The organism is Paralcaligenes sp. KSB-10 (assembly GCF_021266465.1).
Lineage (GTDB): Bacteria > Pseudomonadota > Gammaproteobacteria > Burkholderiales > Burkholderiaceae_B.
Map to the genome: position 1 here is coordinate 4,231,620 of NZ_CP089848.1, position 18,704 is coordinate 4,250,323.

At 59.6% G+C, this 18,704-nt stretch carries 16 protein-coding genes and 1 tRNA gene; 10 read left to right on the top strand and 7 right to left on the bottom strand.

Annotated elements, in window-relative coordinates; translation table 11 throughout:
* Positions 1-424: 424 nt before the first annotated feature.
* Positions 425-1,813, bottom strand: a complete 1,389-nt coding sequence (locus tag LSG25_RS19330; RefSeq protein ID WP_232742487.1) for a phosphomannomutase/phosphoglucomutase — start codon at positions 1,811-1,813, stop codon at positions 425-427.
* 172 nt (positions 1,814-1,985) lie between these two features.
* On the opposite strand from LSG25_RS19330, the gene LSG25_RS19335 reads away from it, so the two are divergent.
* Together LSG25_RS19335 and LSG25_RS19340 are read left to right on the top strand one after the other, a co-directional pair.
* Positions 1,986-3,398 (top strand): FAD-binding oxidoreductase, encoded by a 1,413-nt coding sequence (locus tag LSG25_RS19335; protein ID WP_232742488.1) that lies wholly within the window; start codon positions 1,986-1,988, stop codon positions 3,396-3,398.
* 144 nt (positions 3,399-3,542) lie between these two features.
* A complete protein-coding gene (locus LSG25_RS19340) occupies positions 3,543-4,904 on the top strand; it encodes a phosphatase PAP2 family protein (protein WP_232742489.1) in 1,362 nt (453 codons plus the stop codon).
* A gap of 495 nt (positions 4,905-5,399) precedes the next feature.
* Here LSG25_RS19340 and fahA read toward each other — a convergent pair whose 3' ends face one another.
* The 6 genes from fahA to mutM form a co-directional block, all read right to left on the bottom strand.
* Entirely contained in the window at positions 5,400-6,719 is a 1,320-nt protein-coding gene (fahA, locus tag LSG25_RS19345) for a fumarylacetoacetase (RefSeq protein ID WP_232742490.1), read from the bottom strand.
* A gap of 16 nt (positions 6,720-6,735) precedes the next feature.
* Positions 6,736-8,037: a homogentisate 1,2-dioxygenase gene (gene hmgA, locus LSG25_RS19350; RefSeq protein WP_232742491.1), complete on the bottom strand. Its 1,302-nt coding sequence runs from the start codon at positions 8,035-8,037 to the stop codon at positions 6,736-6,738.
* Between the two features lie 53 nt (positions 8,038-8,090).
* Positions 8,091-8,297, bottom strand: coding sequence for a DUF2783 domain-containing protein (locus LSG25_RS19355; protein WP_232742492.1), 207 nt, complete (start codon positions 8,295-8,297; stop codon positions 8,091-8,093).
* A 6-nt stretch (positions 8,298-8,303) separates the two neighbouring features.
* A complete protein-coding gene (locus tag LSG25_RS19360; RefSeq protein ID WP_232742493.1) occupies positions 8,304-9,980 on the bottom strand; it encodes an FAD-dependent oxidoreductase in 1,677 nt (558 codons plus the stop codon).
* A 31-nt stretch (positions 9,981-10,011) separates the two neighbouring features.
* Positions 10,012-10,968 carry an MBL fold metallo-hydrolase gene (locus LSG25_RS19365; protein ID WP_232742494.1) on the bottom strand — a complete coding sequence of 319 codons (957 nt, stop codon included), beginning with the start codon at positions 10,966-10,968 and terminating at the stop codon, positions 10,012-10,014.
* 83 nt (positions 10,969-11,051) lie between these two features.
* Positions 11,052-11,879 carry a bifunctional DNA-formamidopyrimidine glycosylase/DNA-(apurinic or apyrimidinic site) lyase gene (mutM, locus tag LSG25_RS19370; RefSeq protein ID WP_232742495.1) on the bottom strand — a complete coding sequence of 276 codons (828 nt, stop codon included), beginning with the start codon at positions 11,877-11,879 and terminating at the stop codon, positions 11,052-11,054.
* An 87-nt stretch (positions 11,880-11,966) separates the two neighbouring features.
* Here mutM and LSG25_RS19375 point away from each other — a divergent pair, with 87 nt between their 5' ends.
* The 8 genes from LSG25_RS19375 (at position 11,967) to LSG25_RS19410 (ending at position 18,677) form a co-directional block, all read left to right on the top strand.
* Positions 11,967-13,742, top strand: coding sequence for a tetratricopeptide repeat protein (locus LSG25_RS19375; RefSeq protein WP_232742496.1), 1,776 nt, complete (start codon positions 11,967-11,969; stop codon positions 13,740-13,742).
* Positions 13,742-14,302, top strand: a complete 561-nt coding sequence (gene lolB / locus LSG25_RS19380) for a lipoprotein insertase outer membrane protein LolB (protein WP_232742497.1) — start codon at positions 13,742-13,744, stop codon at positions 14,300-14,302. The genes LSG25_RS19375 and lolB overlap by 1 nt, the downstream gene beginning before the upstream one ends.
* A gap of 12 nt (positions 14,303-14,314) precedes the next feature.
* Positions 14,315-15,280, top strand: a complete 966-nt coding sequence (gene ispE / locus LSG25_RS19385) for a 4-(cytidine 5'-diphospho)-2-C-methyl-D-erythritol kinase (protein ID WP_232742498.1) — start codon at positions 14,315-14,317, stop codon at positions 15,278-15,280.
* 1 nt (position 15,281) lies between these two features.
* A tRNA-Gln gene (locus LSG25_RS19390) sits at positions 15,282-15,358 on the top strand.
* 116 nt (positions 15,359-15,474) lie between these two features.
* Positions 15,475-16,425 carry a ribose-phosphate pyrophosphokinase gene (locus tag LSG25_RS19395; protein WP_232742499.1) on the top strand — a complete coding sequence of 317 codons (951 nt, stop codon included), beginning with the start codon at positions 15,475-15,477 and terminating at the stop codon, positions 16,423-16,425.
* 106 nt (positions 16,426-16,531) lie between these two features.
* The gene (locus LSG25_RS19400) at positions 16,532-17,161 is read left to right on the top strand and encodes a 50S ribosomal protein L25/general stress protein Ctc (RefSeq protein WP_232742500.1); all 630 of its coding nucleotides are present in this window, start codon (positions 16,532-16,534) and stop codon (positions 17,159-17,161) included.
* A 123-nt stretch (positions 17,162-17,284) separates the two neighbouring features.
* Positions 17,285-17,881: an aminoacyl-tRNA hydrolase gene (gene pth / locus LSG25_RS19405; RefSeq protein ID WP_232742501.1), complete on the top strand. Its 597-nt coding sequence runs from the start codon at positions 17,285-17,287 to the stop codon at positions 17,879-17,881.
* On the top strand, positions 17,871-18,677 hold the full coding sequence (locus LSG25_RS19410) for a type II CAAX prenyl endopeptidase Rce1 family protein (RefSeq protein WP_370636025.1): 807 nt from the start codon (positions 17,871-17,873) through the stop codon (positions 18,675-18,677). The genes pth and LSG25_RS19410 overlap by 11 nt, the downstream gene beginning before the upstream one ends.
* Positions 18,678-18,704: the final 27 nt, after the last annotated feature.

Genomic DNA, 18,704 nt, shown 5'->3' on the forward strand with positions numbered 1-18,704 from the left:
CGGCTCACGTAATGGCATGCCTGGAATGAACTTGCCGGCCCAAGGTATACTTCGATGCATGACCTTAACGTTTCTCTCGGTGCACGACTCCAATGCCTCTCTCTATGCATTGCCTCAACGCAAGCCGCAGGGTGGGTGGTGCTGTGTAGTCCGGCGGTAGTCCAGCGCCGGGTGCTGACGAAGGGAAGGCGGGGGGTGTCGGCGGGCGCTGTCTGAGCCCGGCCTCGCGAGGCCGGGCGAGTTCGCCCGACGCCCGCCTGGACGAGGCAGACCCGGGTAGTCGGCTAGCGCAGCTAGCCGACCGCTGGACGTGCCGGACTACACAGCACCGCCCACCCTGCGGCGCCTTAATAGAATTAACCGCCGCCAAGACAACCAACACAGGCAACACAGCCCAAAGCCACAGATCAAGCCCAAAAGCGACTCAAAACGGAAGTATTACCTGCGGCGCCAGCGCCAGCAAAGCGCTGCGAAATTCAGCCTGAATTCGCAGCAACGCTTCGCGTGTATCGCCTTCGAAACGCAATACGACCACGGGCGTGGTGTTTGAAGCGCGGGCCAGGCCAAAACCGTCGGCGTATTCAGCCCGTACGCCGTCAATCGGATTGATGCTTTGCGCAAGCGGGAACTTGCCTTCGCTTTGCAGGCGTTTGATGAGCGCATGGGGCTCGCCTTCCCGCATTTCCAGCTTGAGCTCGGGCGTGGAAATACCTTGGGGCAGCGCTTCAAGAACCGCCGACGGGTTGGAGCCGCGCGACAGGATTTCGAGCAGGCGTGCGCCGGTGTACAGGCCGTCGTCGAAGCCGAACCAGCGTTCCTTGAAAAAAATATGACCGCTCATTTCCCCGGCCAAAGGGGCGCCGGTTTCCGCCAGCTTGGCCTTGATCATGGAATGCCCGGTTTGCCACATCAGTGGTTGCCCTCCGGATTGCTTGATGGAATCGGCCACATGACGGCTGCATTTGACATCGAAAATGATCGTCGAGCCGGGCACGCGCCGCAAAATATCCTGTGCGTACAGAATTAGCTGGCGATCGGGCCAGATGATTTCGCCGGATTTGGTAACGACCCCCAGGCGGTCGGCATCGCCATCGAAAGCCAGCCCGAGTTCGCAGTCGCTGTTTTGCACATGCCGGATCAGGTCTTGCAGGTTGTGAGGATCGGCGGGGTCGGGGTGATGATTGGGGAAATGTCCATCGACTTCGCAAAAAAGCTCGTCGACCTCGCAACCCATGGCCTTGAATAACTGGGGGGCCACGGCCCCGCCCACGCCGTTGCCGCAGTCGATGGCGATTTTCATCGGCCTGGCGATCTTCACATCGGATGTAACGCGCTGGACATAAGCGTCGACCAGATCCAGGGTTTGCCGGGTTCCATGCGGTATGTCAATGGGTGCGGACAGGCTTGCCATGGCGGTTTTAAGCGCCTGAACATCGCTGCCATGCAAGGTTTTACCCCCCATCATCATTTTGAAGCCGTTGTAATTGGGCGGATTATGACTGCCTGTAATAGCTACGCCCGAGCCGGTTTCTTGCGTATGCGCGGCAAAATACACCAGGGGAGTCGGCACCATGCTCAGGTCCAGGGTATTGATGCCGCCCGCCATTAAACCTTCCTGGAGGGCCTGGGCCAGCCCAGGGCTGCTGAGCCGGCCGTCGTAGCCAACGACCAGGGTGCTTATGCGCTCTGCGCGTGCCCGCTGCGCCAAGGCCAGGCCCAGCCTGTGGGCAAACTCCGCATTGAGCTGTTCGGGCACTGTGCCGCGAATATCGTAGGCCTTGAATACCGCGTCGGGAAGTGTGAAATCTGTCAAAACATTTCCTTGAAAAACTTGGCGAAAAACATTTCGTATTATCGTGGATTGGATGGAGGACGGTAAAACCGCGGGCAGGCGGATTTGTTTCGAGTTCTGACTGCGGCGTCCGGCCGTTTAAAGTACGCCTAAAATAGACGGCTCGGAATTCGGCAGGCACAAGGGGATAGCGATGAAGCCATTAAACGAATTGGTCCGGATTGTAGGCGCGCCGCATGTGTTGGATGCGGCGCAAGCCGGGCCGTATCTGGTCGATTGGCGGGGTCGTTATACAGGCCGGGCTCTGGCGGTGGTCAGGCCCGCTACCGCGCAGGAAGTCTCCGACGTTGTTCGCTGGTGTATGCTCAACCAGGTGCCTATCGTGCCGCAAGGCGGCAACACAAGCCTGTGCGGAGGAGCCACGCCCGATTCCAGCGGTACGGCCATCGTGCTCTCCCTGACTCGCATGAATCAGGTACGCAGCGTCGATACCGACAACGACACTATGGTTGTCGAAGCAGGCTGCATACTGCAGTCGGCGCAGCAGGCCGCTCATGCCGCGGATCGCTTGTTTCCCCTGAGCCTGGCGGCCGAAGGGAGCTGCACGGTGGGAGGCAACCTTGGCACCAACGCCGGCGGAACCCAGGTGCTGCGCTACGGCAATGCACGGGACCTGGTGCTGGGGCTGGAGGTCGTGACGGCCGAAGGCGATATCTGGCACGGCCTGCGCGGCTTGCGCAAGGACAACACAGGCTACGATTTGCGGGACTTGTACATAGGAAGCGAAGGTACTCTGGGTATTATCACCGCCGCCACGGTCAAGCTGTATCCGCAGCCGCTTGCCCAGTGCACGGCATTGTTGGGTGTGGGCTCCATACGCGACGCGGTGGCGGTGCTGTCGGCGGCGCGCAAGGGGTTCGGCGCAAGCCTGACCGGCTTTGAGCTGATCGCCGGCGAATGTTTGCATGGAGTTGTCCAGTGTTATCCGCAGCAGCGCATTCCTTTCGAAGGCTCGTCGGCGCGCTTGCCCTGGTATACCTTGCTCGAGGTTTCCGACAGCGAAAGCGCGCAGCATGCGCGCGAACGTTTCGAAGCCATCGTGGGCCAGACTCTCGAAGATAACCTGGTGATCGACGCGGTGATCGCCGAAAGCACGGCGCAAAGCGACGCCTTGTGGCATTTGCGTGAAAGTGTGCCGCTGTCGGAAAAAGCGTTCGGCAAGAGCGTCAAGCACGATGTATCGATACCTGTGTCGAGAATGGCGGAGTTCGTGGAAACGACCAACGCGGCATTGCAGGCCCATTTTCCGGGAGTGCAGCATGTGATTTTCGGCCACCTGGGCGACGGCAATCTGCACTATAACGTGGCCAAAGGCCAGGCCTACACCGAAGAAAACTTGCTGGGCCTTCAAGACGCCATCTATAACGTGGTCTACGAAAGCGTGCACAGCTTCGGGGGCTCGATCAGCGCCGAGCACGGCGTGGGCCAGCTCAAGCGCGATATCCTCCCGCGCTACAAGGACCCCGTCGAGCTCGCCCTGATGAAGCGCATCAAACAGGCGCTGGACCCGCATGGCTTGATGAATCCGGGCAAAGTGCTGAACTGACTCAAAAGGCCGGAAAACAATACTTTCCGCCGAATGGGTTTTTTATTTTATGAATTGCGCGGTATGCTACGGCGCTTGCCGCTTTATGTATGGCCGAGGGTGTGCAAGCAATGCATTCCCTCGGTTTTTCAAAGGAATTCGTTCATGCCGCACCCAACCGATATGTATTATCGGAATTCTTTCTTTTATATTCTGACCCAGATCATAGGCGTGTCCGTATTGTTGGGCTGGCTGGCGTACAGCGTACAGTATTCCAGCCTGGATATGGCACTGACGGCGCGGTTTTTTGATGCGGCCAGCCATGCCTTCCCCCTGCGCGAACAATGGTTGGCGCAGGCGCTGGCGACTGCGGCGACCTGGTTTGTCATGCCTGCCCTGATCGTCGTGACAGGTGTAATGGCCTTGCGCAGCGGCCGCGGCCAAGCCGCGCAATCCACCCGGGCCGTGCTCTGGACCTTGTTTGCCGTGTTTTGCCTGACGCCGCTGCTGGTCTGGGCGCTCAAGCATGGCACAGCCTTGCCCCGACCGTTTTTCCTGGCGGTATTCGGCGGCACCGGACAGCTTCCCAACACCTTCTGGGCTTTCGGTGGCGTGCCGGCCGGAGGCGCCTTGCCCAGCAGCCACGCGGCTGTAGGCTATTCTTTGTTCGGCCTGTATTTCGCCGGATGGGCACTTAACCGGCCGCGTTTGCGCTGGCTGGGCCTGGTGCTGGCCATTGTCGCCGGTGTGGCTCTGAGCGTGTTGCGGATCAGCCAGGGCGCTCATTTCCTGAGCGAAACAATCTGGTCGGCCGCCGTGGCCTGGCTTTTGTGCAGCCTGCTTTTTTATCCCCTGGTGGTTACGCGCCACCGCAAGGCCGCGACCGATACGACAGACTACACACTCGATGAAATCTGGCGGCATTTGTCCATTGTTCAAGTGCAGCGCCGCAACACCCTGACCGCCTACGGCGTATTGTTCGTTTGCCTGCTGCCGTTCCTGTCCTCGGCCTGGCCGCACGACTCCTGGGTGCATCTAACGGTGCAGTGGGTGGGGCTGGCATTGATTCTGGTTGCAATGCTTGGGCGCTGCTGGTGCATGCTGTATCTGGGCGGGCGCAAGGGCGCCGAACTGATACACCAAGGGCCTTACTCCATCAGCCGCAATCCCCTGTACTGGTTTTCCATGACCGCCGTGGTAGGCATAGGCGCCCAGTCCGGCAGCATCCTGTTGGGACCCATCCTGGCCTTGTTCGTGTATGCCGTCTTCAACAATGTGATCGACGAAGAAGAGCGCTTGCTGCGCAAGGTGTTCGGGCCGAAGTTCGGCGAGTACTGCGCCAAGGTGCCGCGTTTTGGCCCCAAATTGTCGAATTGGCAAAGCAAAGACGAAGTGACCGTGTCCGTATCGGGACTCTGGAACACCATTCGCGATGCCCTGCCGTATTTCCTGGCATTGCCTCTGTTCGCATTGATCGGCTGGGCGCAAGCTTCGGGATGGTTGCCCGTGCTGATACGCCTGCCCTGATGAAGGTCCTTTCCCACGGATTCGCAATCAGCCGCTCGAAATGTCCGCGACCAGTGATATTCGCGCCGCCCCGCAAGCATGCAAAAACCGCTGGCCTGCAGGCATGCAAAAAACGTTGCCCTATGGGCATGTAAAAACCACAGACTCATAAGCCTGCAAAAAATCGCCCCATAACCGCCCAAAAAGCTCCAACGCAAGCGGGGGTGGCGGCCCAGGCGGGGTGAGCGAGCTTGAGTCCGCCGCGGCCGGCGCCTGGATCGGGATGCAAGGGAGCGGTTGTTTGAGCGTCAAGGGTGTCCACAGCCCGGGGGGCTGTGGACGACGCGAGTTCCGCGACCGCCCGATCCAGGCGCCGGCCGCGGGCAGTCCTGGCAAAGCCAGGACCGGACGATGCGAGCACCACCCCGCCTGGGCCGCCACCCCCGCGTCTTAAGAACAAAGAAGAACAAAGAAGAACAAAGAACGCGAATAATAGGCGACCACAAGGCCCGTCCCCTACGTCTTAGCCGGAAGAATCATCCCAGCACACTCTCCCAGGCTGATAGTCGGATACCCGGGCTTTTGGCACCTGGCCCGCAAAATCACTTCGTCGTTGTCTTGCAGGAATACACGCTGCTCCCCCCAAGGCAACCGCACCGGATCCTTGCCGCCGTGGTTCAGCTCGAGTATCGATCCCGCCTGGTCCGGCCCAGGGCCCGAAAGAGTACCCGTGCCGAACATATCGCCCGCCTGCAAATTGCAGCCATTGACGGTATGGTGAGCCACCAGTTGCGCGACATTCCAGTAAGCATCCTTGAAATTGCTCTGCGACAGCCGCGCCGGCTTCGCCTTCGCGGCACGCGACTGTTCAGTGGTAAGCAGAATTTCCAGGCCTATGTCGAAGGCGCCCGCGGCTGAATTGATGGCCGAAGACAAATAAGGCAGCGGTTGCGGATCGGACGCCTCGCGCGTGAATTCGGTGCGGAATGGCGCCAGCGCTTCCAGAGTTACGATCCAGGGCGAAATAGTGCTGGCGAAATTCTTGGACAAAAATGGGCCCAGAGGCTGGTATTCCCAGGCCTGGATATCGCGGGCCGACCAGTCATTCAGTATGCACAGCCCAAATACATGGGACTCGGCCTGGTCGATGCCAATGCGTTCACCCTGAGGGTTGCCCTGGCCGACAAAAATGCCCAGCTCAAGCTCATAGTCCATGCGCTGGCATGGCCCGAAGCCCGGCTTCGCGCCCTCGCTGGCGGGGCGTGTCTGCCCAACCGGCCGTGGAAATTTCTGGCCCGATACCCCAATGCTCGAGGCCCGGCCGTGGTAGCCGATAGGGACCCACTTGTAATTGGGCAGCAAGGGATTGTCGGGGCGGAATTGCTTGCCGACCGACGTCGCGTGATGCAGGGAAATGTAAAAATCGGTGTAGTCGCCGATATGGGCCGGAACATCGAATTCCGCTTTGGACTGGGCACTCAGCAGCGGTTCCAGGAGCTTTTGCTGCGCCGCCCCTGAGCGCAGGGCTCTGGACAAGGCCAGCCGCAGCGCCGACCAGTGCGCCTGGCCCAGACTCATGAGCGCATTCAGGCGATCGCCCGTGCAGGCGTTCAGCGCTTCGGCCGCCAGGCCCGTAAATGGCCGGGCCTGCGCCAGCGCGGCCAGATCGAGAATCTGATCGCCGATGGCTACGCCGGGGCGAAAGCTCTGCGAACCGGCGCGTTCGCGGAAAATGCCGAAAGGCAGGTTTTGTATGGGAAAGCCGTTGTGTTCGACATTGGCCGACTCGACCCAGCTTTGGAGTTGCGGGTCGTGGGTTTCGTTCAAGTGGGACATCGTTGCATCCTGTTTGTTATGCCTTGGAGGGATTGAAGTGCTTTTTCAATCCTTGCCAGGCTTGATAGTAGTTGCCTTGCAGCGCGGGCGAAGCCAGCGCGGCGGCGGTTGGGCGTATGACGCGGCGCGTTTCGAACATGAAAGCCATGGTATCGCGGATATAGTGCGGCTGGCTGATGTCGGCCGTCGAGGCTTTTTCGAAGGTTTCGGCATCCGGGCCATGAGGCGTCATGCAGTTGTGCAGGCTGGCGCCTCCAGGCAGGAATCCTTCGGCCTTGGCATCGTAGACGCCCTGGATCAAGCCCATGAACTCGCTGGCGACATTGCGATGGAACCAGGGCGGGCGGAAGGTGTTTTCCATAGCCAGCACGCGTGGCGGAAAAATGGCGAAATCCATATTGGCCGTGCCTGGAGTGTCGGAAGGCGAGGTCAGTACGGTAAAAATGCTGGGATCGGGATGATCGTAGCTGATCGAGCCTATGGCATTGAAGCGGCGCAGATCGTATTTGTAGGGGGCGTGGGTGCCGTGCCAGGCTACGACGTCGAGCGGCGAATGATCGATTCGGGCGCGCCAGAAACCGCCGGTAAATTTGGCGTAAAGCGCGAAATCGCCTTCGAGATCTTCATACCAGGCCACGGGGGTCTTGAAGTCGCGCGCATTGGCCAGGCAATTGGAACCGATAGGGCCGAGCTCGGGCAGGCGCATGGCGGCGCCGAAATTTTCAAGCAAATAGCCACGTGCGGAAGGGTCGATAAGCGTGACGCGAAAACGTACGCCGCGCGGGATGACGGCGATTTCGCAGGGCTCGATATCGATCAGCCCGAGTTCGGTGGCCAGGCGCAGGCGGCCTTCTTGCGGCACGATCAGCATTTCGGCATCGGCATTGTAGAAATAACTGTCTTGCATGGAGCGGTTGGCCACATACAGATTTATGCTCACGCCGGTGTGGTCGTCGGGATTGCCGTTGCCCGCCCAAGTGCGAATGCCATGGATGAAGTCGGTGGGCTCGGCCGGTATGTCCAGCGGATCCCAGCGCAACTGGTTTGGTGTGACCGGGCCGTCGCCGAATGTATTCAGCCAGCTTGCGATGTCTGTGCACGCTTCAAACGGCTGCTGTACGGCGGCCGGACGAATCCGGTATAGCCAGGAGCGGCGGTTTTCGGCGCGGGGGGCGGTAAACGCGGTCCCGGACAACTGCTCGGCGTAGAGTCCATAGGGGCAAACCTGGGGTGAGTTGCTGCCCGCGGGCAGCGCTCCGGGCAGTGCCTCGGTGGCGCAATGATTGCCGAATCCGGTTTGATACTGAAGTGTACTCATCGAAAATGTTCCTAAAACGAATTTGCCGGGCTGGGTTCGGGGGCCTGCGGGCGTTATCCGCCGTTCTGAATCGTGTTGCGCGCCTTTTGCAAGGCATCGCGAACAATGTCCAGATCGCCGATATGGTTGGCCAGGAGCAGAACCAGCGCGGCATTCATGGCGTGGCTTTGTTCTGTGCTGAGGTCGCGATGCGCTTCGATCAGGTGTTCGTAGAAGTCATCGGGTACCGCAAAATTGGATTGAGTATTTAGTGTATGCATGAGTCGCTAACTCTGGTTGAAACCCATCGCCCGCAGCAAGGCCGCCTGGATATCCGAAGCATCGCAATGATGCCAGCGGGCGGCCAGATGCTGGTCGGGGCGGATCAGGTAGCTGGTTTGTTCGAGTGCGCCGTAGCGTTCGGCCAGGATCGATTCATGGTCGACGACCGCCTGGAATCCTGCCGGCACCGGCAGTGCGTGGGCTTCGGGACCCAATACGAAAACGACTTTCAGGCCTGCGGGATTTTCCTGTAGCCGTGCCAGTTCTTGCAGCGTTGCAGCCGGAGGCAGTTGCGCAAGGCAAAAGACGGCAAGGACGAATCGCCCGTCCAACTGGCCCAGCCACCAGTCGCGACGGCCCTGTACCAGGATGGGCGCGTCGGGCGCCACGCCGCCCAGGGGCAGGCCTGGCATGAAACTGTCGGTATCGGGCGTATTGAGGGGCGAGTCGGAATAAAACGTGGGCGTCGAAAGGCGCCCGCTATTGACCAGCTTGCGGGCGAATTCAAATTGCTTGGCCAGTTTCAAGACCGTATTCCTGAATAACAGGCTGATTTCGCTTTTGGGCGTAATGAAATCGGTGGAGCGCGATGAGTGCTGAATATTTTCGTCGGCGGCTTTTTCGCGTTCCGCCGCGTAAGTAGCGATCAGGGATTCGGGAGCCAGGCCCTGGGTGACCAGGTGCAGTTTCCAGGCGAGATTGTCGGCATCCTGCACGCCGCTGTTGGCGCCGCGGGCGCCGAAAGGCGAGACGCGATGAGCGGCGTCGCCGGCAAACAGAATCCGCCCGTGCTGGAATCGGTCCATGCGTTCGCACGCAAAGGTATAGATGCTGACCCATTCGAGCTCGAAATTCACGTCTGCGCCAAGCAGCGCCTTGATGCGTGGCAGCACATTTTCCGGCTTGACCTCTTCAACGGGATCGGCGTTCCAGCCCAGTTGGAAGTCGATGCGCCAGATGTTGTCGGGCTGGCGGTGGAGCAGTACGGACTGATTGGGATGAAAGGGTGGGTCGAACCAGAACCAGCGCTCGGTCGGGAACTCGGCATCCATCCTGACATCGGCAATAAGAAAGCGGTCGTGGAAAATCCGGCCGTGGCTTTCCTGGCCGATCATTTTGCGCAAGGGTGAACGAGATCCGTCGCAGGCAAGCAGCCAGTCGGCGATCAATGTATAGGGGCCGTCGGGGGTGTCGACAGTGAGCTCGACATGGTCGCTGTGGTTCTTGACCGCGACGGCCTTGTGTTTCCAGCGCAATTCGATGTTGGGGTGCCGGGCGGCGTGCTGGTACAGGAAGCCTTCGCAATAGTACTGCTGCAGATTGATGAAGGCGGGCCGCCTGTGGCCTTGCTCGGGTAGCAGGTCGAAGCGCCAGACTTCCTCGTTTTTGAAGAAGATCTTGCCTACATTCCAGGACACGCCTTTGTCGACCATGTTCTGGCCGACGCCAAGGCGATCCCAGACATCGAGCGTGCGTTTGGCAAAACAGATGGCGCGGGATCCCGTGGACAGACGGTAGTCGTCATCGACGACCACGACCTTGCTGCCGCGTTGGGCAAGGTCGATTGCCGTGCTCAGGCCGACAGGGCCGGCTCCGACCACGACGATCGGATGGCGATTTTCTGCCTGAGCGGGCTGTGGCCGGTAAGCGAATTCCAGCGCCTGATAATCGATGTCGCCCACATCCATGCTCCTGTTTTGTTTTTTTTGCGGATTAATTGCCTTCGAGTTGCTTCCACATTTCGATATCGCGTTCGGCGGTCCAGATACGGGGATCGTCATAGCCGGTGGCTTCGTCGTAGGCGCGTGAAACGTCAAACGGCATGCAATGGTCGAAAATCACCCAATTGGCGTAGCGCGGCTTCATGAAATCGTAGGTTTCGCGATAAATCGCCTTGAGGTCTTTGCCTTCGGCGACCCCGTTGTTTACACACGTGTAGAGGTCGGTCAGGAATGCGCGCGTACCGGCCAGGCCTTTGCGGACTTCGTCGGCCGATTTCAGGGCCGGGCCGCGACCCGGCACCATTTTCTCGGCATTGAAACCGGCCAGGGTATCCAGCGTGTAGGGCCATTCGCGGAAATAGCAGTCGCCGGCATAAGGCGTGGACTGGTATTCGACCAGATCGCCGGCAAACAGGATTTTTTGCTCGGGCAGCCAGGCGATCGTGTCACCCTTTGTGTGGCCGCGCCCGACTTGCATGATCTGCACTTCAAGATTGCCCAGATTGACCGTCATTTCGCCTTCGAAGGTTATGGTCGGCCAGGTCAGCCCAGGCGGAATGGATTCGACATTGCGGAACAGGCGCGGGAAACGCGCGATTTCGCTCGCTTTGTCTTGTTCGCCGCGCTCGACGATCAGATCGTGGGTGTCGCGGCTGGCGAGGATTTCCTGGGCATTGTAGGCAGACGCTCCGAAAACGCGCACCGCGTGGTAGTGCGACAGCAAAATGTATTTGACCGGCTTGTCGGTGACTTCCTTGATGCGGCGAATCACGTCCTGGGCCATGACAGGCGTGGCTTGTGTATCGATGACCATGACAGCATCGTCGCCAATGATGATCCCTGTGTTGGGGTCGCCTTCGGCGGTATAGGCATAGGCGTTATCGGATAGTTTTTCGAACGAAACGACTTTGTCTTCCATGTCGGCGTGCGAGGCGAATTGTTTGCTCATGTGAGGTCTCCAGTTAATGGGAAAAATATAGCCGATAATTCGTTTTTGTGCAATGCATTTGTTATAAACGAATATTAGCCGGGCTAATTGCGCTGACAGCGCGGACAGTAATAAGTCGCTCTTTGCCCTTGGACAATGCGGCGTATGGGTGTCTGGCAGACGGGGCAAGGCTGGCCGGCACGCTCGTAAACGGCTGCGTGCAGTGCGAAATAAGCTCCCGGCTCGCCGCTGGCGTCGACGTAGTCGCGCAAGGTGCTGCCGCCGGACGCGAGCGCATCTTCCAGCGTTTGCCGTATAGAGGCGAACAGTCGCGTGCAGCGAGTCAGGGACAGTTTGCCGGCGCTGGTTTGCGGATTGATGCGCGCCTTGAACAGCGACTCCGAGGCGTAGATGTTGCCCACGCCGACGACGGCATTGCCCGCCAGCAATGCCTGTTTGATTGAAAGCGTCTTGCCGCGCAGATGTCGATGCAGCCAGTCAGGGCTGAACAGAGGGTCGAAGGGTTCTATGCCCAGCTTGGCAAGCAGGGGGTGGCCGGCCAGGGGCCCGTCTTCAGCGCCATGCCACAGCACCGCGCCGAAGCGGCGCGGGTCGTGCAATAGAAAGCGCGCGCTTTCAAACAGCCATTCGGCGTGATCGTGCTTGCGCCGGGGCTCATCGAGCGTCACGCGCCGCAATGAGCCGGACATGCCCAGGTGGACAATCTGTGTACCATGGTCAAAGTTGATCAGCAGGTATTTGCCGCGGCGTTCGCAACTTTGCACGACCTTGCCGCTGATGATTTCGGGCAGTCCGGGCGGGATCGGCCAGCGCATGCGCGATTCGTGCACAATGAATCGGGTCAGTATCCGACCCGGCATAACCGTCGCAATTCCGCGACGGGTCGTTTCGACTTCTGGTAGCTCAGGCATGAGGGGGTGCTAAGATCTCTCAATCTTCGTATGTAATTTCGCCATTTTGCGTCCGTATTACGGGCACAACGGCAGTGGTTCGAGTGAATGAAACTATCAATTTCCTTGTCTTCAGTAACATTTGTCGGTTTGTGTCTGCTGCTGTCTTTTGCCGCCCAGGCCCGGCAAACCGAGCACTCGCGCAAACAAACCGAACTGATTCGGCTTCGAGAGGGCAAGTTGCCCGATGTTAGCCTGACGGCGGATATCCTCTATCGCGTGCTGGCGTCGGAAATAGGCGCGCAGCGAGGCCAGTACGATCTGGCAAGCCAGACCATGCTGGATCTTTCCAAGGATACCTCGGATCCACGTTTGGCTAAACGGGCGTTTCAGTTTTCCATGGCCGATCGCGATATGCCGCGTGCCCTGGCGGCCGCGCGCGAGTGGGCGCGACTGGCACCCGACGACCCCGAGGCCGTAGCGTCTTCATTGGCGCTGGCGGCGTCCAATGGCCAGACGGCGGGCTTGGCCGGCGCGCTTTGGGCTCGCATCGACAAGGCGCAGGATAAAGACAGGGCAATTGGGCAGGCGGCCGCTGTAGTCGGCAAAATGAGCGACAAGAAAATGGCGCTCGATGTCCTGGATAAAGCCTTGCATGATCCGGTGCGTTCCTTGCCCGTGGCGCATCTGGCCCTGGCTGACGCCGCCTGGGCGGCCGGCGATCCCGACCGCGCGCTGTCCGAAGCGCAGCAGGCCCTGGCGCTGGATCCGAATTCCGAGCCGGCCGCGCAAAGAGTGCTTGAATATGGCTTGAAGGTCGATCCGGGGGCGGCGATCAATGCGGCGCGGGTGTATGCCGAAAAGCATCCCGAAGCGCGCAAATTGCAGCTGATGCTGGCTGCTCGCCTGACCGACCGCAAGGATTTTGACGGTGCCTTGGCGCAGGTTGCAAAAATGCGCCAGCGCGCTCCCGAGGATTTCGATCTGCTTTACACCGAGGCAGAGGTCAATTTTCGCGCCGAACGCTATAGCCGCGCCGAATCGCTGCTGAATGAATACATCAGCATCCAGACGCAGCGCCGCATATCGATCAACGACAATGCCACCAACGCGGCCGCGGACGCTTCCGACGCCAGGCTGCTGCTGGTGCAAATTGCCGAAAAGCAGGGGCGCCTGAATGATGCAATCCGTCAACTGGGTCTTATCGACGACCCCACGCTGCGGTTTCAGGCCCGCATCCATCAGGCCGTACTGCAGGCCCGCCTTGGCAATCTGTCCGCGGCGCGCGGCACGATTGCGGCGCTCAAGCCGCAGGACAATCACGAGCGGACGGTCATCGCGCTTACCCTGTCGTCGATTTACCGCGACGCGGGACGCACCGGCGAGGCCACCGAGGTGCTGGTCAATGCCAACAAGGCCATGCCCGATACTTCCGAGATCATGTACGACCTGGGCATGATGTACGAGCGGCAGGGCAAGTTCGACGACTTCGAAAAGCTCATGCTGCGCGTTATCCAGATCAGCCCGAACAATGCCAATGCCTATAACTCTTTGGGCTATACCTACGCCGACCAGAATATTCGCCTGGATGAAGCGCAGGATCTGCTCGAGCATGCCCTCGATCTGGAGCCGGACAATCCATTCATTCTGGATAGCGTGGGCTGGTATCTTTATCGAACGGGCGACAACAAGGTGGCATTGGACTACCTGCAGCGGTCTTATGCGCTGTTGCCGTCGGCCGATGTGGCGGCCCATCTGGGCGAAGTGCTGTGGAAGCTCAAGCGATTCGACGAGGCCAAGAAAATATGGCGTGCGGGCCTGGCCAAGGACGCCAAGAACGACGCCTTGCTGAAAACGATCAAGCGCTTCGAGGTGAAGCTTTGATGCGCCTGTATCGTGCCTGGCTGGTTTTTTGTCTGGCAGGTTTGCTGGCGGCCTGCGCCACGCCGCACAGAATCACTGATGCGGGCGGCGCCCAGGCTTTTGAACGGACCGGCCGGTTTGCCGTCAGCGTGATGCGCGACAACGGCAAGCAGCAGGCTGTGCAAGGCGGTTTTGCCTGGCGCGACGATGGACAAACGCTCAGGCTCGATCTGGCCAATCCCCTGGGTAATACCCTTGCCCGCGTGCAGGTATCTCCTGGCTATTCGGTTCTGACGCGATCCGATGGGTCGCAGGAACAGGCGAGCGATCCCGATGGATTGGTCGAGCAAGTCCTGGGCAGCGCCATTCCCGTGGAGGGTTTGCGCGACTGGCTGCGGGGCCGCACGGGCGCGGTGCTGAACCTGGAAAAAAACCAGGCGGGTCAAGTCACGGGCTTCCAGCAGAACGGCTGGCGGGTCGCGCTGTCGCGCTATGATTCGCTTGGCCCCAGGCTGTTGCAGCTCAATCGCAATGATTCCAACCAGCGCATCAGCGTGCGTCTGGTTGTCGATGGCACGTAGCCGGGGTCTTGAGTGACGCTGTACGATGTTCCCGCGCCTGCCAAGCTCAATTTGTTCCTGCATGTCGTCGGCCGGCGCGACGATGGCTACCATTTGCTGCAGACGGCGTTTCGGTTCATCGACCTGTGCGATGTGCTTCATTATGAAAAACGCAGCGACGGCCGGATAGTCTGCGAGGGCCCGAATCCCGATCTGGCTCACGAAGATGACTTGGTCGTGCGCGCCGCCCGGGCGCTGCAGCGGGCAACAGGCACCCCGTACGGGGCGCAGATCAGCTACCGGAAAAACATTCCATCGGGTGCGGGCCTGGGCGGCGGGTCGAGCGATGCCGCCACGACTTTGTTGGCCCTGAACCGCTTGTGGCAAACCGGCTTGAATCGGCGTGAACTCATGGCGCTGGCTTTGCCTTTGGGGGCCGATGTCCCGGTTTTCATTTTCGGCCAGCCGGCCTTTGCGGAAGGGATAGGCGAAATATTGTCGCCGCTCACCCTGCCCGAGCGAGCTTATGTGGTGATTCAGCCGCGCCAGCAGGTGCCCACTGCGGGTGTATTCTCGGCCCCTGAATTGACAAGGAATTCCCCGTCTGTCAGAATTACGGTCTTTGCTGATTGGCAAAAAGTCGAAGCTAAAAAAGAAGGGTTGTTGGCCGCTTGCGTTTTTGATGAAAAAACGGCCGGGGCGGTGCGCAATACCGGGTATTTTGGCCGCAACGACTTGGAGCCGGTGGTTTGCAGCAGGTATCCGCGCGTACGCGAAGCCGCCTTGCGGTTGGGGCAGTTGGGTATCGATGCTCGAATGACCGGGTCTGGCGCCTGTTTTTTCGTTGAGTTTGTAACGTTGGAACAGGCCCGGCTGTGTCAGCAGGAAATTGTCGTTAAAATACCTTGCAGCAATTCCGGCAAGGAAGCGGTGATTGAAAATACATGGGCTTGCCCGGGTTTGCTTGATCATCCATTACGATACTGGGTACACAGTTAATTGGGGAATCGCCAAGCTGGTTAAGGCACTGGATTTTGATTCCAGCATGCGAAGGTTCGAATCCTTCTTCCCCAGCCACTTTTTCCAAGCCTTGAAGGCTTTGCAGTTAATACATGAAGCTGTTGAGTCGGCCCCGGGTGGGGTGCTGGTCAACAGCTTTGTTGTTTAACGCCACGGAATCTCTACCGTCCATCATGACAAACGACAGATTCATGATTTTTACAGGCACTGCCAACACTCGCTTGGCAGTCGATGTGGTCAATCATCTCGATATGTCCCTCGGGAAGATGACCGTAGGCCGCTTCTCCGACGGGGAGGTCATGGTTGAAATCAATGAAAATGTCCGCGGCAAAGACGTTTTCGTGCTGCAGCCCACGTGCGCTCCGACTAACGACAACCTGATGGAAATCATGGTCATGGTCGATGCATTGCGCCGTGCCTCGGCAGGCCGCATTACCGCCGCGATTCCTTATTTCGGCTATGCCCGCCAGGATCGCCGGCCGCGCTCGGCTCGTGTCTCGATTTCGGCCAAGGTCGTCGCCAATATGTTGCAGGTGGTGGGTGTCGATCGCGTCATGACCATGGATCTGCACGCCGACCAGATTCAGGGCTTTTTCGATATTCCCGTCGATAACGTCTATGCGGGGCCTATTTTGCTGGGCGACATCTGGCGTCGCAACTATAGCAATCTGGTGGTGGTTTCGCCCGATATCGGCGGTGTGGTGCGGGCCCGGGCCCTGGCCAAGCAGCTCGAGGTCGATCTGGCCATTATCGACAAGCGCCGTCCGCGCGCCAACGTGTCCGAAGTCATGAACATTATTGGCGAGGTCGATGGCCGCAATTGCATCATCATGGACGACATGGTCGATACCGCCGGCACTCTGTGCAAGGCTGCGCAGGCTCTTAAAGAACGTGGCGCCCTGTCGGTCTATGCCTATTGCACCCACCCCGTCCTGTCGGGCGAGGCGGTCGGGCGTATAGCCGCTTCGGAAATCGACGAGCTGGTGGTGACCGATTCGATTCCATTGTCGGACGCCGGGCGCGACTGCGGCAAGATTCGCCAACTGTCGTGCGCTTCGTTGCTGGGTGAAACCATTTTACGTATTTCCAACGCCGAATCAGTCAGTTCCCTGTTCGTCGATTAAACCTATTCGCTGTCTGCTGGTCGCGGCAGATAGCGGTTCCTCGCAGCGTGATTCACGCCGCGTTTTTTAATCGGGCTTCAAGCCCACTGTCATTTGGAGTTTTTCCATGAAATTCAACGCCACTTCGCGTAGCGAACAGGGTACGAGTGCGAGCCGCCGCCTGCGCCACGCTGGCCGTGTTCCCGCCATTGTCTACGGCGGTACTGCCCAGCCTCTGAGCATCGAGCTCGACCACAATGAAATCTATCATGCCCTGCGCAAAGAATCGTTTCACGCATCGATTCTGACGATGGATCTGGGCGGTAAAACCGAACAGGTATTGTTGCGCTCTGTGCAATGGCACCCCTACAAGCAGCAGGTCCTGCACGTCGACTTCCAGCGTGTCGATGCGACGCAAGCCCTGCACACCAAAGTGCCCTTGCACTTCGTCAATGCCGAGCTGTCGCCTGCCGTCAAGCTTAGCGGAGCCATTGTCAGCCATGTCGTGACCGAGCTTGAAATCACTTGCCTGCCTGCGAACCTGCCCCAGTTCATCGAAGTCGACCTCGGCCAGCTCCTGGGCGGCGCGATTCTGCACTTGTCCGACATTACCTTGCCCAAGGGCGTGGTCTATGTGCCGCATGGCAGCGATGCCAACCCGGCCCTGGCCGCGGCGCACCTCAAAGCGGGTAGCGACAGCTCAGACGATGCAGCTCCGGCCGCTGAAGCTCCTGCCGCCGACAAGCCGGTCGAATAAAGCCCGGTGCCGCATGCCAAACTCCCGGTTTGGCGCAAACCCCTGCTCAGCGTGGCTGGCAGGGGTTTTGCTTTGATCCGTCTTTGAATCCTTGCTGTATTTTGTCCGCTTTGCCTGCCGCTTATGACACTTCCTATACGCCTGATTATTGGCCTGGGTAATCCCGGCCCCGAGTATGAAACCACGCGTCATAACGCGGGCTTCTGGCTGGCAGATCATCTGGCCGATGACTTGAAGGCCGGTTTTGCGCTTGAGAAGGCTTTTTCCGCTTCAGTGGCCAAGGCCCGTTTCGAAGGCGAGGCCGTCATCCTGGCCAAGCCCATGACCTTTATGAATCGTTCCGGCCAAGCGGCGGGCGCGCTCATGCGCTTTTACAAGCTCGTGCCCGAGCAAGTCCTGGTATTGCACGACGAACTGGACCTGCTGCCGGGCAATGTCAAGCTCAAGCAGGGTGGGGGGCATGCCGGCCACAATGGTTTGCGCGACATTCAATCGGCCTTCGGCAGCCCGGACTTCTGGCGCTTGCGCGTGGGGATAGGCCATCCGCGCACTCTTGGGCTGGCCCAGCAGGTAGCTGCCTTTGTGCTCAATCCACCGCGGCGCGACGAGCTGAGCGAAATAGAAGGCGTCATCGATCGTTGCCGGGCAATTGCTCCGGCCTTGCTGCGGGGCGAATTCACCCAGGCCATGAGCCAATTGCACGAGGCCAATCGTGGCTGAAGCCCAAGGAACTCGTGCATTGCGATTTCGAGACGAGTTTCGGGAGTTCTGGCGGTTTTTGAAACGCCCGGGCTTTGCCCCGCGCCTGCCTGGGCGGGCGGCAAGCGATGGCTGGTGGGAAGACTGGTTTCCAGGCTTGTCGTTTTGGCGCCTGCTGCAATGGGCGGCCTTTTTATGGGTCGTGAACCTGTTTGTCCTGGGGCCCATTGCCGCGACCGCGGCAAGCCTGGGAGGGGCCGGACACAGGCTCGATATACACCGTATTCCGTGGCTGCAGGCGCTGATCTGGGCGCCGATTGTCGAGGAACTGGTTTTTCGCTATGGCTTGAGGCATATTGCACAAGCCCTGTGGCTGGTGCCGGCGGCGGTTGTCGCGCTGGTGCTGGGGCCGCGCTGGGGCACCATACTGTTGCTGGCGGCCATATTGTTGCTGTGCTGGCTGCCGTATTTGAAAGGCCGCAACAATGCGCCCGTGCGCCTGAACTGGCTCGCGCGGGCGCGTCGACCCATGGCCTGGGGGCTGCGGCTTCGTTATCGCCGCTGCTTTCCATGGGTTTTTTATGCATCGTCGGTGTTGTTCGCGGGTGTCCATCTGAATAATTTCTCGCTCCACCTCACGCCGTATTGGCTCATGCCCCTGCTGGTATTGCCGCAATGGCTGACAGGCCTGGTACTCGGGTGGCTGCGGGTTCGCCGCGGCATCGGCGCCTCGATGCTGCTGCACGGCCTGTTCAACGGCGGCCCGCTGCTGGTGGTGTGGATTGCGTTGCACACGGTTCCGCAAATGCTCACCTGAAGGTTTGGCGCCGGCAGGGTTGCGCTG

Excerpts from the sequence above, each read along its gene's own strand:
- fahA (WP_232742490.1), bottom strand. The coding sequence starts at position 6,719 with ATGTCCCACTTGAACGAAACCCACGACCCGCAACTCCAAAGCTGGGTC.
- lolB (WP_232742497.1), top strand. The coding sequence starts at position 13,742 with ATGCGCCTGTATCGTGCCTGGCTGGTTTTTTGTCTGGCAGGTTTGCTG.
- LSG25_RS19335 (WP_232742488.1), top strand. The coding sequence starts at position 1,986 with ATGAAGCCATTAAACGAATTGGTCCGGATTGTAGGCGCGCCGCATGTG.
- mutM (WP_232742495.1), bottom strand. The coding sequence starts at position 11,879 with ATGCCTGAGCTACCAGAAGTCGAAACGACCCGTCGCGGAATTGCGACG.
- LSG25_RS19355 (WP_232742492.1), bottom strand. The coding sequence starts at position 8,297 with ATGCATACACTAAATACTCAATCCAATTTTGCGGTACCCGATGACTTC.
- LSG25_RS19400 (WP_232742500.1), top strand. The coding sequence starts at position 16,532 with ATGAAATTCAACGCCACTTCGCGTAGCGAACAGGGTACGAGTGCGAGC.
- LSG25_RS19375 (WP_232742496.1), top strand. The coding sequence starts at position 11,967 with ATGAAACTATCAATTTCCTTGTCTTCAGTAACATTTGTCGGTTTGTGT.
- LSG25_RS19395 (WP_232742499.1), top strand. The coding sequence starts at position 15,475 with ATGACAAACGACAGATTCATGATTTTTACAGGCACTGCCAACACTCGC.
- LSG25_RS19340 (WP_232742489.1), top strand. The coding sequence starts at position 3,543 with ATGCCGCACCCAACCGATATGTATTATCGGAATTCTTTCTTTTATATT.
- LSG25_RS19365 (WP_232742494.1), bottom strand. The coding sequence starts at position 10,968 with ATGAGCAAACAATTCGCCTCGCACGCCGACATGGAAGACAAAGTCGTT.
- hmgA (WP_232742491.1), bottom strand. The coding sequence starts at position 8,037 with ATGAGTACACTTCAGTATCAAACCGGATTCGGCAATCATTGCGCCACC.
- pth (WP_232742501.1), top strand. The coding sequence starts at position 17,285 with ATGACACTTCCTATACGCCTGATTATTGGCCTGGGTAATCCCGGCCCC.